Origin of the sequence: Thermosynechococcus vestitus BP-1 (genome assembly GCF_000011345.1) — a bacterium.
Taxonomy (GTDB): Bacteria; Cyanobacteriota; Cyanobacteriia; order Thermosynechococcales; family Thermosynechococcaceae; genus Thermosynechococcus; species Thermosynechococcus vestitus.
Map to the genome: position 1 here is coordinate 90,526 of NC_004113.1, position 13,606 is coordinate 104,131.

A 13,606-nucleotide genomic window follows, 5' to 3' on the forward strand; every position below is an offset into this window, starting at 1 on the left:
GGACTTCGAGTTCCTCTGCTCGCGATGCCACAGATCAGATTATCTTCCTCTGTAGGCATGTCCGAGATGCCATTACGGTTTGCCTCCGCACTGGCAATGCCGGTGTTTTATCCCTCGATTGATCAATCACCTTCGGCAAGGGGCCCCTTGACTACAATCTTTACAATCTCTACATTGATACCGCTTACAGCCACATCTGGGGAGAGGAAATCAGCAGAGCAGTTGGCCTACCCTCGTGCCTGTGGATAATACCCCTAGAACCCTTGAAATTTTTGGCCACATTCCCACCCGTCAGTTCGTGCCTGCAGGCATCTACAGCGATAGGATGCACGCTAAGAAGCCGCAAAGCGATTGGTTTCCTCGCGAATTTGCTCGAAGGTAATCTCTTGAGCCGTACCCGCAAAGGGATGATCCGGGGTTAGAAACAGAAGACAGTGACACTCCCGCCGTTCGCGCATGGGTACACAGGGGCAGTTCCAGTAGGCGGCTGCCACCTCTGCTTCTTTGTCCTCATAATGGCGGCAGGGACACAATGGGGAGCCGTAGTCGTCCTTATGTTTGGCTAATCCTTCAAGAACAACTGCCGTTGTCCCTAAATCTGAGCAAAAGTAGGTTCCTGTGCGCTTGGCATAGGTTTCCGCAAACTTGCGCATGGCTTCAAGGTTTTTGTCGGAGGCCTGTTGGGGTTTGTAGCTGCTACTCATGGCAAAATTTGCGACACGAAACTTCTTTCAGTGTAGCGGAAGGCGATCGCTCAATTGGCCTCCCGTGGCTTAAAAGATCCAGGGTGCTGGAGTCGAACCAGCCTATGGCGAATTATGAGTTCGCTGCCTCATCGCCGGGTAGCAGGGAGGCATTACTGCCATCCCCGCCCCCTAAGAACCGGACTTGTGAGTTTCCCCACATCCGGCTCAGGCCTCTCAAAGCCCCTCTTTCAAGAGGAACCGGCTGTGCTGACCGTCTCGGCTGTGCACCTGTTTGTGACAGTTGGCGTGGATTAAGACAAGATTATCCAGGTCGTCAGAACCACCCTTGTGTTTGGGCAATATGTGGTGGATTTCAGTGAGCATGTCTTGCTCAATTTCACCCCCGCATACTGGACAGATACCACCCTGTTTCTTCCATAGTTCTCGGCGGATGCGCCGATATTGAGCAGGGGCTTCTTTGAGTTTCTTGCGTTCCTCAAAGTATTCTGCCCACTCTGGGAGAAACGGATTGGCGTCTGCCTTGATTTTGACATGACGTTGGATTCGAGTATCTCCGGCTTTAATTAGGTATCTGGACCGTAACCTTCCCTCTTTGTCCTTTTTCCATGTGCCAAACACCCAGTGCCTATTCCCGATTTTGATGAAGTATTTGTTCTTTGTCCATCGGGCTGGTTTGTTTGGGTGCCGACGTTTTGCCCATCGCCATAATTTATGCCAGATATTGTCATCCGCTCTGTTGAAGATTCTTTTGGAAACCTGGTTTCTGTGATAGTTAGCCCAGCCTTTGATAATTGGGTTGAGTGTGTCTATCACAGCTTCCTGGGTGGCTGTTCTGAGTTCCTTCAGTGCGTCTCGGATTTTCTTGTGGAACGCCTTGATGTTCTTCTTCGCAGGTTTGATGAGAAGCTTCTCACCATATTTGCGAATGTTCCATCCAAGAAAGTCAAATCCTTCTTCGATATGAACGACCTTTGTCTTTTCTTCTGATAGGGTAAGGCCCCTTTCCTTGAGGAATTCTTGGATTACAGTTGTAACCTTTTCCAAGGTTTCCTTTGATTCACCAGTTACGACAAAGTCGCCTGCATATCGTATGAGGTTGACTTTTTGTTTTCTGAGGTGTTTCTTCAGCAATTCTTCCATCCCATCTAGGGTCATATTGGCCAGCATTGGGGAGATTACCCCTCCCTGAGGTGTCCCAGCATGGGTTGGGAAGAGTTGCTGTTTCCAGACGAACCCAGATTTAAGCCACTTCCGCAGAACCTCTTTGTCCAGCGGGATGTTGTCTAGTAGCCATTCGTGGCTAATGTTGTCAAAGCATCCGGTGATGTCAGCATCAAGGATATATTTTGCACAGTCAGATCGGCCTAGCACAGTGAAGCACTGCCCGGCAGCATCTGCCGTGCACCGTCCTTGACGGAACCCGTATGAGTTCCGATCCGCTGTGGTTTCCGCGACAGGTTCTAGAGCTAGGGCATATAATGCCTGCATTGCCCTGTCCTTCGTTGTCGGGATTCCTAGCGGGCGCTGCTTGCCGCTTGCTTTCGGGATGTATACCCGCCTCAGGGGTTGGGGTTTGTAGCCTCTTCTCCTGAGGGACTTTATGGCTTGGGCTTTCTGCTCTTGTGTGGACCAGGTTATCCCGTCCACACCAGGTGTTTTGCTGCCCGAGTTGTCAGTTACCCGTTTCACGGCGAGGGCTTTGCCGTAGAACGAGTGGGTCAGGAGCCATTGCAAAGCTTTCACTTTGCCCCAGCGTCCTTCCTTCACAGCCTTTGCGATACGCACTTGCAGCCTCTTTACCTCACGGTTGGCTTTGGCCCAGTCTATGCTGTGCCAGCTTGTTTCCGTTTGGTTGGTGACCGCACCAGTGGTTTGTTCCACTGCCATTTGCCTTGTCTCCATTCAAGAGGTTCTACAGGCTATCTCGCAAAGAGAGACCAGCAGGAAGTCTGCTCCCTTTCGGGCGGGGTGATGTTGGATTGTCTCCTCAACCCCTATCCGGTCCATTACAGACCGGCATTCGCTTTCTCCTGCATCCCATACCCGCACCCCCATCAGCATTCCTTACGGTTTGCCTGCCTTGAGTGTTCAAGGCGAGGATACGGGCTTACCGCGTTCCAACCAGATGACACGAGGGGTTAGGTGGTGACTGTGCCCCGATGGATTGACGTCCCCGTACACCGACGAGCGGGCGATGTAGCCTATCCATTTGCCGTTTTGGCTCAGGCCTATCAGTGTCTTTGGCCTGTTGGTCTGTGACGAGGCTTCTGACATCACTTCGCATGTGCTCACCATACCCTCAAGCCTAGTTCCCTATCACCTGACACTGGTGAAGTTGCTTCCTCCTCACGGATTCAGCTTCAACCTTGCGGTTCGGGCTACATTGTCGGGAGGGCTTCACACCTGACCGTTACCAGTCACGCATGCCTCCCTAGGCTACGGTTGGGGGAACAACCGGTCCCGTTCTAGCTTGTTGGGCTAGTGGGACAATCATCTGGCTAGCTTTCGCGTCGCAACGCTCGGCCAACCCTGGGAAAATCTCTATCATTTCCAATATAGCCCCCCTTGGCGCCTTCTACCCCTAGGTTGCCTGACTGGCCAGTGAGGGGGGATTGCTTGCGAGGGTTTTTGGGAAGATTGGGAATGAGGCCAATTTACTTAGATGGACTAGCCACTACACCGGTGGACCCCCAAGTGTTAGCAGCAATGTTGCCCTATTTTAGCGATCGCCCTGGTAATCCCAGTAATCGTGGCCATGCCTACGGTTGGGAGGCCGCTGCCGCCATTGATGTTGCCCGCGAAACCATTGCCGCAGCCATCCATGCCCATCCAGAGGAGATAATTTTTACCAGTGGTGCGACCGAGGCCAACAATTTGGCCATCAAGGGGGTGGCGGAAGCCTACCATAGTCGCGGTCGCCATATCATTACCGTACAGACGGAACACAATGCGGTGCTTGCCCCCTGCCGCTATTTGGAGTCCCTGGGCTTTCGGGTGACCTATCTGGGGGTGAATGAGAAAGGGTTTATTGATCTCGCTGAGTTAGAGCAAGCCTTTACGCCCGAGACCCTCTTGGTGTCTGTGATGGCTGCCAACAATGAAATTGGCGTGCTGCAACCCTTAGCTGAGATTGGTCGCCGCTGTCGCGATCGCGGGGTACTCTTCCACACTGATGCCGCCCAGGCCCTGGGCAAAATTCCCTTGGATGTTCAGGCGCTTCAGGTGGATCTCATGTCCCTGACTGCCCACAAACTCTATGGACCCAAGGGTATTGGTGCCCTCTATGTGCGGCGCGATCGCCCCCGCGTGCAACTGGCGCCTCAACTCCACGGCGGTCCTCAAGAACAGGGCTGGCGATCGGGAACCTTAGCCACTCCCCTCATTGTCGGCTTTGGAGCAGCGGTGCAGCTGGCTCAGGAACGTCAAGCAACGGATATTCCCTACTTGTGGCATCTCAAGGAACGACTGTGGCAGGGGTTGGTTTCCCTGGGGGATATCTATCTCAATGGTGATTGGCAACAGAGTTTGCCCAACTGTCTCAATGTCAGTATTGCTGGGGTTGACGGCAATGTCCTTCTGCGCTCCATTTATCCCTATGTTGCCCTCTCAACGGGGGCAGCCTGTAGTAGTGAAAAACCTACCCCCTCCCATGTTCTCCTTGCCTTGGGGCGATCGCCTACCCTTGCCCGTGCCTCGCTGCGCTTTGGTCTGCTGCGCACCACCACAGAGGCAGACATTGATACTGCCCTTGAGCAGATTGGCCGTAGCATTTGGCAACTACGCCATTCGAAATAGAGATTCTTAGATTCTTGATATTTTTTAATACTTACAGTTTCTTCACATAAATTTACGATATTCTCAAATGCCGATAATATCACGCTTTGTGTGATCTAAATCACATCTAAAAGGGCTTTTACGTGGGATCACGGATGATCCCCGAGTTGCAGAGTTCATAGAATAATAACGTACGGTAAATCAATCCTTAAAGAAAGGAATAGTTATATCCCCTGTTGATCCCCCACAAGACTTGCCCAGGGGTGGAAATAGACAGTGGGAAATCACTTCTATCACTTCTTAAGATGCCGACATAAAAGTTGGGGGAAGGCAACATGGCAAAATTATTGCCCATTACTGCTTATACAATTCGCCGCCTGTTGCGGCAATACCAAGGACAACTCAAATCCGTAGTGGTGGAAGGGGCTTGCTTAGTGGCAGATCCCGAAGCCGACCTGAATGCAGTCCTCGAGAGTCTCTATTTGGAAGAGGAAGAAGTCCGCACCCAAGTGGCTGAAATTGAGAAGCTGATGATGACCCATCAACTGCTGTTAAAAGCAGGTGCAAAAGAGCAAGCAGCAGCCATTGAAGATCAAATCCTCTGGATTTTTGGCCTGAAGCGGATTAAGGATCAAGCCAGCCAAGAAGCAGCCCCTGCAATGCCACGATGATGTCTGTGGGCATTTAAGGACTAAGGACCCGCAAAAATGGCCTCCTCCACCTCAGCACGGGGGCAGGAGTACTTAAAAGAACGCTGAGTCACACTGCCCTCAAGGCGATCGTGGTAGACCACCTGTAGCTCCTCAATATCCAAGCAAATCCGAGCTGACCACTGGGGATACTCTAACTCCCAACAGTGAATATCTGTTTCGTCCCGCACACAGCCCTTTTGCTGTAGCCATGCTTCAATTTGGGGCAGGCCATGGTTGTAGAGGGGAGTTTGGGGGTTAGGCAGTGTATTCATCCGACCTCTGAGATGCGACTGACAATTTGCAAGATCCATTCTTGCCCCTGTTGGGACAAACCGACAATCACCGCCAGAACCAGACAGCTGACAAAGGTGAGCCCCAAGATAAACAGGGCAAATAGCTCCCCCGGCGAGAGGGGGCGATCGTCGGTCGGCACAGCAGTGGAACGCACAGACCCCTGAGCGCGGGAAGAGGCACCTATCGCCGTCGTGCTTAGCGGTTTTGACTGTGACCGCAGGCGCAATTGCAAGTCATACCACTGCCGTTGCTCTGGGTTAGTCAGCACTGCGTAGGCCTCATTGAGGCGATGAAACTCCTCGCGGGCGATCGCCAGCGGCAAGGTCGTCGTATCAGGGTGGTAGAGCTTACTCTTTTCCCGATAAGCGCGGCGAATCTCTGCCAACGAGGCCGTGGGGGCCACCTCCAGGATGTCGTAGTGGGTTCGCGACGGGGACAGATGTGCCATGGCAAAGCTTACTTGACCAGATCGAAGATCTTGAACATGGGCAGGTACATCGCCACCAGGATTGACCCTACCATACCCCCTAATACCGCAATCATCAAGGGTTCCATCACACTTGTCAGGGACTTCACTGCCTGTTCCACTTCATCTTCATAGAAGTCGGCCACCTTCATCAGCATCTTGTCCAATTCCCCTGTCTCTTCGCCCACGTTAATCATCTGGGTCGCGAGAACTGGAAAGACCCGTTCCTTTTGCAGGGCAAGGCTGAGCATCCCCCCTGTCTGGACTTCTTTGGCTGCACGGTCAATGGCATTGGAGATCACTTGATTACCGGCTGTGGCACTGACAATCTCAAGGGAGCGCAAAATGGGCACCCCAGAACGAGACAGGGAACCAAAGGTGCGGCAGAAACGTGCCACCGCCGTTTTTTCCACCAAATCGCCAAAGAGAGGTAACTTGAGCAGCAAGCCATCAATCGTCAGGCGGCCATTAGGGGTCTTGTAGTAGAAGCGAATCCCCACAACCAAAGCCACGATAGCAACAATGAGCAACCCCATGTACTGAGGTGTGCGCAGGAATTGACTAAGAGCCACCATCATGGCTGTAAAGGCAGGCAATTCTCCCCCCAACTGCTTGAAAATTCCCTCAAACACAGGAATCAGGAAAATCACCATCCCTAGAAAAATGCCCACCGCCAGCAGCCCCACCACCACGGGATAGGTCAAAGCAGACTTAATCTGGTTGTTGAGGCGAGCTTGATCCTCTAGTAACTTTGACAGACGGTTGAGCACTTCGTCGAGAACCCCCCCCCGTTTCCCCCGCTTGGATCATGGCCACAAATAAGTTATCAAAGGCCTCTGGATGGGGGCGCATGGCATCGGCTAGGGTACTCCCCTGCTGAATATCATTGTTGACCGCCATGAGGATTTTTTTCAGTTTTGGGTTGGTACATTGATCCGCCAATACACCGATCCCGCGCACCAAGGCCACGCCTGCATTCACCAGTGCCGCAAACTGGCGGGCAAAGATGGCCCGATCCTTCACCGTAATTTTCGCGAGGAAGCTGAGGTCAAGGTCGGACTGGAGGGTGAATTTTTTCGCCTCCTTGACCTCCAAAACCTGTACCCCTTGCAATTGCAAGGCCATACGTGCTTCCCGTGGTGTCGCAGCGTCTTCGCGGACAGTCCTGTACTTGCCTTCGGCATCCCGTATCCGCACTTCGTAGGTTGCCATGACCCAATACCCCTTCTCAATGATGACTCACTAGCGTGCTACTGCCGCCGGTGTACCGCTACCAATAAGACGTTGCAGCTCGTCCTGACGCGAAGACTTGGCCATTGCTGCTTCATAGGTGATGATGCCGGCACGATAATAATCGGCCAGCACCTTTTCAAGAGTTTGCATCCCCAGCTTGCCACCCGTTTGAATTGCCGAATAAATCTGTGACGTCTTGCCTTCGCGAATCAGGTTGGAGATAGCAGGGGTAACCACCATGATCTCTTGCGCCATAATCCGTCCAAATTCACCGGGCTTGGGATTTTTCTTCGGAACCAGTGTCTGGCTAAAGACGGCTACCAAGGAGTTGGACAACTGGACGCGAATTTGCTGTTGCTGCTCAGGGGGAAACACATCCACCATGCGGTCAACGGTTTGTGCTGCTGAACTGGTGTGCAACGTACCAAAGACCAAGTGACCTGTTTCCGCTGCTGTGATGGCAAGCTGAATCGTTTCCAAGTCGCGCATCTCACCCACGAGGATAATGTCGGGGTCTTCCCGCAGCGCTGCCCGTAGGGCATTGGCAAAACTCTTGGTGTCTTCCCCCACCTGCCGCTGGTGGATCAGGCTCTTGATTGGTTCATAGACAAACTCAATCGGGTCTTCAATCGTCAGAATATGCTCAGCGCGGGTTTTGTTGATCAGGTCAATCATTGCCGCCAAGGTTGTGGTTTTCCCTGATCCCGTCGGCCCAGTCACCAGAATCAAGCCCCGTGGCCGCTCACTCATTTCGCGAACAATGTTGGGCAAGCCCAACTGCTCAAACGTGGGAATTTTGGAACTCAAAGCCCGCAAGCAAGCGGCATAGGTCCCCCGATCTTTATAGACATTGACGCGGAACCGGGCTAAACCCCGCACGCCATAGGAGCAGTCCAACTCCCAGTTTTGCTCTAGGTGCTTGCGTTGGGTATTGTTGAGCATACTGAAGATCAGGCGCTGGCATTGCTCTGGGGTAAGGGGCTCGTAATCCATTGGGGTTAATTTACCGCTGATGCGTACGTAGGGGGGGATACCTGCTGAAATGTGCAAGTCTGAACCACCGTTGGCCACGACCTGCTCCATGAGATCCTCAATCATCAACTCCATAGGGTGCTCCTCGTTTGGTCGTTAAAAGGTTACTGTCTAGCTTTAGTTTCCTGTAACTTCACTGCTGGTTTAATCTAGAAAGCGGGGAGTCATGCAATAGGGACAATCCAACCACTCAGGCGCCAGTTCAGCACCACAACCGCGACAGGTCAGCGAGCTCTTCCGCTTGGCTTTCAGCTCTGCCTCTAGCCCAGTGTCTGTAAAGGTCACCCGCTCCACCTCCTCAAAGGTTGTCAGTCCCTGTTTAACAAGCTCCAAGCTGTAGGCCAACAGGGTTTTCATCCCCTCTTCGACGGCGGCTTCTTTAATTTGCTCGGTGGGGGCAGCTTCTGTAATCAGGCGTTGTAGCCGTTCGGTCACCCGCATGATTTCATAAACACCAACCCGTCCTTTGTAGCCTACGCCACCACATTTACTACAGATGGGTTGGCCACTGGCTTTGGCCGCTTGAATCTGCTCGGGTGTGAGTTTATTGGCTTTGTAGAGGGTGAGGTTAACGTCCTTAGAGGCTGATAGTCCAAAACGGGCTAGTTCTTCAGGGGTAGGGGTGTAGGGAATGCGACACTCACTGCATACCCGCCGCATGAGGCGCTGTGCCACGACACCAATCAGGGAAGCGGAAACCATGAAAGGCTCAATTCCCATTTCCGAAAGGCGGGCGATCGCGCTCGGCGCATCGTTGGTGTGCAGGGTGGTTAACACCAAGTGACCCGTCAGGGCAGCTTCAATAGCGGTTTTTGCTGTTTCCTTGTCGCGGGTTTCCCCCACCAGAATGACATCGGGGTCTTGGCGGAGAAAGGCCCGTAGAATTGAGGCAAAGTCCATGCCCTTTTCCCGAATGACCTGCACCTGCGTCAGGCCCGGCAGGGTGTATTCAATCGGGTCTTCTGCTGTACTGATGTTGACACCGGGGCTATTACATTCGGCGAGTGCTGAGTACAGGGTGGTGGTTTTCCCTGAACCCGTCGGACCTGTAACGAGGATGAGACCAAAGGGGCGCTTGGTCATTTCCCGCACGATGGCAAGACTCTCAGGGTCGGTAATCAGTTTGTCGAGACCCAATTGAGTGGCGGAGTTATCGAGAATCCGCAAACACACTTTCTCACCCCAGCGGCTGGGGAGGGTATTCACGCGGAAGTCCACCCGTCGCCCTTGGAACATTTTGCGGATACGACCATCTTGGGGGGCACGCCGCTCCGCAATATCGAGGTCAGCCAAGATCTTGAAGCGAGAAACTACCGCTGGCACGATTTTCTTTGGCAGTGGATCAAAGGCTTGGTGGAGCACCCCATCTTTGCGGAAACGAATCCGCAGGTATTCCTCCTGGGGTTCGACGTGGATGTCAGAGACCCCTTCGGTGAGCGCCTTGGCTAGGATTTTGTTCACCAGGGCAATAATGGGCGCATCCTCTGCCCCCCTTAAGGCTTCAGCGAGGTCAACTTCCTGTTCCCCTGCCACCTCTTCGAGGCCGCCTATGGCTTCGATGTCTTCTTCAATGTTGAGGTCACCGATCTCGGCAGGGGCATTTTTGCTGGCGGCGGTTTCTGCCACCTGCTTATTGAGAATCGGATCAATGAGGCGTTGGTAGTCCTCTAGGGTAATTACCATCCGCTTGAGGGTGAGGTTATGACTGCGCAGCAGACGGGTAAGGTTGTCAATGGCTTGGAGGTTGTCGGGATCGACCATCGCCACCAACAGATAGGGGGGGTCGGCATCCAGGTGCTTGGCAATGGGAATGACTTGGTAGGTGCGGCAGGTGTCAATGGGTACAATTGTGGCAATCAGTTCCTCGATTTGCTCAGTGGGGAAACGATTGAGTTCGGGATCGAGGCAATCAACCCCATAGATGACTTTGAGTTCAAAAAGCTGTTGTTTGTGGTACTGGCGTAACACATCGGGGGGCATCGTGGTGCCCGTAATCTCCTGCAACACGGCTACTAGGGACTTGCCAGTTTTGCGGGCGGTGTTCATAGCTTCCCGCACTTGATCGATACTGGCGTAACCGGAAGCAACAATGGCCCGTTCTGTGGGGCTAGCGGCTCTACCCCGTACGGTAAGTGCTTTGCGAGAGGAAGATGGGGATGTGTTGACCATAGGGCATGTTGGGGTATCGATGGCTTGCCTACTATAGTAGCAACAACCTTCCCAGAGATTTCATGGGTATTTTCACGGTTTATTTTTATTGACATTTTTGTCGGCAATTCTGGTGATGAATGTTTCGCAACCGCGATCGCCAGGTTTTGCATAGGCTGAAAATGATTGACAGTCCTGCGGCACATTAGAAACTACGAGTTATCCTTTCTCCCTGTGAGCGCGTCCTCTCAATTCCCTCATGATCCTGTGGAGGTTTGCTCTATGCGTGTCAAAGACGTGATTTTCCCCCTACTGGCAGTTGGCTTTGTCTTTGTCGGTTTTGGCGATCGCTTTTTGCCAGCACCTTTGAGCACAGCAAGTGCCAGTACCCGCGAGCAATTGAATGGCTTTCTCAAGGGAATGTTTAGGGGGTTTTCCACCTATAACCGCTACCATAAAACGGAGGAGATGATTCGCCAAGCAGAACAAGCCGAGAGAAAAAAGTAAATGCGTCGCTTTTTACTCTTTTTACTCTGGATGATCAGCAGTGGGGCGATCGCCCTCTTTTCCGTACAGAATGCAAAAGCAGTGTCCCTAAAATTTTTATTTTGGCAATCCATTGAGATGCCCCTGGGCTTGCTCCTGATCTTTGTGGCAGCGATCGCCCTGTGGGTGCCCTATTTAGCCCGTCCGCTGCGGCCATGAAGGGCCAACCCCTGCTGTTCATCCTGCTGGTGATGGTTTTATTCTTGATGGGGCAACCCAAAATTGCGGCAATTTCGGCCTCACCCCTAGCCCTAGAAGTCAATCCCGCCGATCCCCAAGCCAGTGATGTGGGCAAGGGAATGCCGCTAACCCCTTTTCGCACTATTGGTGCTGCCTTGGCGTGGGCCCAGGCCCACGATCGCCCCATAGATATTTACATTCATGGCGGGATTTATCGGGAGGCCCTAGGAGCCATTCGGCATCGGCAGACGCCCCTTCGACTGCTGGCTAAGGCGGGCGATCGCGTGATTTTGCGCGGCAGTCAACGATGGTCAGATTGGCAAGCGGTCTCTAGTACCCCGAACTTCACCATTTACCGTCACCCTTGGACATTGGCTTGGGGCTTTTCGGGTAATCCCTGGACAGCGTTTGATATTGACTTACCCCCAGTGGCACAGCGGGGCGAACTGGTGTGGTGGCAAAAGACTCCCCTGCGGCAGCGGCTCTCCTTCCTAGAGTTGCAGGGCAATGATTTCTACGTGGATGATACAGAGCAGCAACTGTATGTGGCACTGCCTGCCGGCGTCTTACCCAGTGAATTAGAAGTCGCTGTTCACCGTGAGGCTTTACGAATTTTAAACAGTGGTTTGATCAGTTTGGTGGGGTTACGCTTTGAACACTATGGCGGCACATTTACCCAAGCGGTGCGCATTGAACGCAGCCATGACATTGAGGTCAAAGACTGTACTTTTTGGGCAAATAATTGGGGCGGCCTCGAAAGTCACCAGAGCAATCGCCTGCGGGTGGAGCGAACCCAGTTTCTGCAAAATGGCTGGCGGGGCATGGCGGGGGTTCATTTGCAGGACTTCACGGTGCAACAGGTGCTTGTCCAAGGGAATAACTGGCGGGGGGGATGGGCAGGCTTTTACGATTGGGATGCGGGGGAGAAGTACTTTCATCTGCGCCGCGCCGTCTTTGATCACTACCGCGCCATTGGGAATCAAGCGGCCGGTCTGTGGCTTGACACCGATAATCAAAACGTCAAGATTCGGCGATCGCAATTTGTCGGTAATGCCGTGGTCGGTCTTTTTCTAGAGGCGGGCACGGGTCCAGTCACAATTGAAGATTCTTTAATTGCCTATAACTACAGCGTCGCCCCTAACTATCTGCAAACCCCTGGCATTTTTGGTTGGGCGGCGGCCCATGTGACCCTGCGCCGCAACTGGATTTGGCAAAACCAAGGGGCACAAATTGGCGTCCGCGATCTTTCGCCGCGAACCCTCACCCTACCCGAAACTGGCGAGGAAGTCACGATTCGGTCTCAAGATTGGCACCTAGAAGGGAATTGGATTGGCAGCCACCAGGAGCCACTCCTGACGACCCTCAAGGGGGAAGCCTTCCTGCAGACCCTGAGACTGGAGGATAACCACTGGTGGAGTCACGCTCCCTACCCCTTTCGCCTAGAGGGGGAAAATGTCACTTGGTCACAGTGGCAAGAACGATATGGCCATCCCAGCGATCGCTGGCTTCTCCCCTAGAGGCGATCGCGCACCTGATTGACCATTGCTTGGGCAGAGGCCTCATCCACAAACACCCCCAGTTGAATCTGGGTTTGATCGCCATTCCCCACCAAAAAGGCATCGGGTACGACGGTTTTGACTTTTTCTAGGTCCGCAGGTTCCTTGTAGGGAGCCAGCACATAGTAGCCATTGGGCATTTTTTCAACAGAGATCTGCATTCTCTGTTCAGGTTCAGATGAGGTTGGGCTGGCGGTAGGGGTGGGTGATGCACTCGGAGCTGGACTGGCCACCGGTTCCAATTGAGCGAGGGTGCTGCGATTGACATCAGCAAATTCCCGTGCCGTCATATCAGGGCCAATGGGGGGCGGCGGTGATTCTGCTGTTGGTGTTGAAGGTGGGGGGGAGGGGGATTTAGTGGCGACGGGAGCGGGTCGGCGGTTGAACCATCCCAGGGCTGCGCCACTCAACCCGGCAAGAATGCCAACGACAATTAACCAGCGTTGCACAAGATGTTGACGATTGCTTTCCCGCCGCTGCCACCAAGGACGCTGTTGATTTTTGCGTGCCTGCTTGAGCAGCTCACGAGTGGAGGCAAAGGGGCGCTTTGTTCGGCTTGGCGTTGGGGAAGCAGGGGGATCACTCGAATAGGACTGGGGTAACAGTTCTGCTAAATCTGTCGGATCAAACTCAAAAAATGGATCCGCACGTCCCTCATTGACGTGTTCATCGGTGGTGGGTGCTGTCTCAGGGGTCACAGCTAAGGAACCAACAACGGGAGAAACGGTTGGTGCAACAGGTTCTGCGACAGCGGTTGGGGGAACACTCGCTGGTGGGGCGATCGCCGATGGATCAACCGGGGGCATCTCAAAGGGGGAATGGGCTTGCACCATGCGATGGCAGCGATATTGGGTGAGTTCTGCCTCTAAACTAAGGTTGAGGCAAGCCAAGGCCGCTTGCAAACGCTGGCGATCGACAGTGGCAGAAGTCATAGCAATCGCTCCGAAAACAGTGCCCTAGAGTCCTTTGAGTGAACGC

General features: G+C 53.3%; 12 protein-coding genes and 1 pseudogene. 5 read left to right on the top strand and 8 right to left on the bottom strand.

All coding sequences use genetic code 11. From position 1 onward, the window contains the following. Window positions 1–332 precede the first annotated feature (332 nt). Both TLL_RS00560 and ltrA read right to left on the bottom strand, forming a co-directional pair. On the bottom strand, window positions 333–704 hold the full coding sequence (locus TLL_RS00560; RefSeq protein ID WP_011055968.1) for a ferredoxin-thioredoxin reductase catalytic domain-containing protein: 372 nt from the start codon (window positions 702–704) through the stop codon (window positions 333–335). 216 nt (window positions 705–920) lie between these two features. After that, window positions 921–2,609 (bottom strand): group II intron reverse transcriptase/maturase, encoded by a 1,689-nt coding sequence (gene ltrA, locus TLL_RS00565; RefSeq protein WP_011055969.1) that lies wholly within the window; start codon window positions 2,607–2,609, stop codon window positions 921–923. 741 nt (window positions 2,610–3,350) lie between these two features. Here ltrA and TLL_RS00570 point away from each other — a divergent pair. Next, entirely contained in the window at window positions 3,351–4,502 is a 1,152-nt protein-coding gene (locus TLL_RS00570) for a cysteine desulfurase family protein (protein ID WP_172598138.1), read from the top strand. A gap of 314 nt (window positions 4,503–4,816) precedes the next feature. Beyond that, on the top strand, window positions 4,817–5,152 hold the full coding sequence (locus TLL_RS00575; protein WP_011055971.1) for a hypothetical protein: 336 nt from the start codon (window positions 4,817–4,819) through the stop codon (window positions 5,150–5,152). Window positions 5,153–5,172: 20 nt separating this feature from the next. Here TLL_RS00575 and TLL_RS00580 read toward each other — a convergent pair whose 3' ends face one another. The 5 genes and pseudogenes from TLL_RS00580 to TLL_RS00600 all read right to left on the bottom strand — a co-directional run bounded on the left by TLL_RS00580 (window position 5,173) and on the right by TLL_RS00600 (window position 10,367). Beyond that, on the bottom strand, window positions 5,173–5,445 hold the full coding sequence (locus TLL_RS00580) for a DUF3143 domain-containing protein (RefSeq protein ID WP_011055972.1): 273 nt from the start codon (window positions 5,443–5,445) through the stop codon (window positions 5,173–5,175). Next, entirely contained in the window at window positions 5,442–5,915 is a 474-nt protein-coding gene (locus TLL_RS00585) for a J domain-containing protein (RefSeq protein WP_011055973.1), read from the bottom strand. Before TLL_RS00585 ends, TLL_RS00580 begins: the two co-directional genes overlap by 4 nt. 8 nt (window positions 5,916–5,923) lie before the next feature. Continuing rightward, a pseudogene (locus TLL_RS13410) lies at window positions 5,924–7,145 on the bottom strand (type II secretion system F family protein). Window positions 7,146–7,175: 30 nt separating this feature from the next. Continuing rightward, window positions 7,176–8,273 carry a type IV pilus twitching motility protein PilT gene (locus TLL_RS00595; RefSeq protein ID WP_011055976.1) on the bottom strand — a complete coding sequence of 366 codons (1,098 nt, stop codon included), beginning with the start codon at window positions 8,271–8,273 and terminating at the stop codon, window positions 7,176–7,178. Between the two features lie 69 nt (window positions 8,274–8,342). Further along, window positions 8,343–10,367, bottom strand: coding sequence for a GspE/PulE family protein (locus TLL_RS00600; RefSeq protein ID WP_011055977.1), 2,025 nt, complete (start codon window positions 10,365–10,367; stop codon window positions 8,343–8,345). A 261-nt stretch (window positions 10,368–10,628) separates the two neighbouring features. On the opposite strand from TLL_RS00600, the gene TLL_RS00605 reads away from it, so the two are divergent. The 3 genes from TLL_RS00605 to TLL_RS00615 are packed head-to-tail and all read left to right on the top strand — an operon-like array spanning window position 10,629 to window position 12,589. Beyond that, window positions 10,629–10,853 (top strand): hypothetical protein, encoded by a 225-nt coding sequence (locus tag TLL_RS00605; RefSeq protein ID WP_164920641.1) that lies wholly within the window; start codon window positions 10,629–10,631, stop codon window positions 10,851–10,853. Further along, window positions 10,854–11,051 carry a lipopolysaccharide assembly protein LapA domain-containing protein gene (locus tag TLL_RS00610; RefSeq protein WP_011055979.1) on the top strand — a complete coding sequence of 66 codons (198 nt, stop codon included), beginning with the start codon at window positions 10,854–10,856 and terminating at the stop codon, window positions 11,049–11,051. Then, a complete protein-coding gene (locus TLL_RS00615) occupies window positions 11,015–12,589 on the top strand; it encodes a right-handed parallel beta-helix repeat-containing protein (RefSeq protein WP_164920642.1) in 1,575 nt (524 codons plus the stop codon). The genes TLL_RS00610 and TLL_RS00615 overlap by 37 nt, the downstream gene beginning before the upstream one ends. Here the strand turns inward: TLL_RS00615 and TLL_RS00620 are convergent. After that, window positions 12,586–13,560 (bottom strand): hypothetical protein, encoded by a 975-nt coding sequence (locus TLL_RS00620; protein WP_011055981.1) that lies wholly within the window; start codon window positions 13,558–13,560, stop codon window positions 12,586–12,588. The genes TLL_RS00615 and TLL_RS00620 overlap by 4 nt on opposite strands. Between the last annotated feature and the right edge of the window lie 46 nt (window positions 13,561–13,606).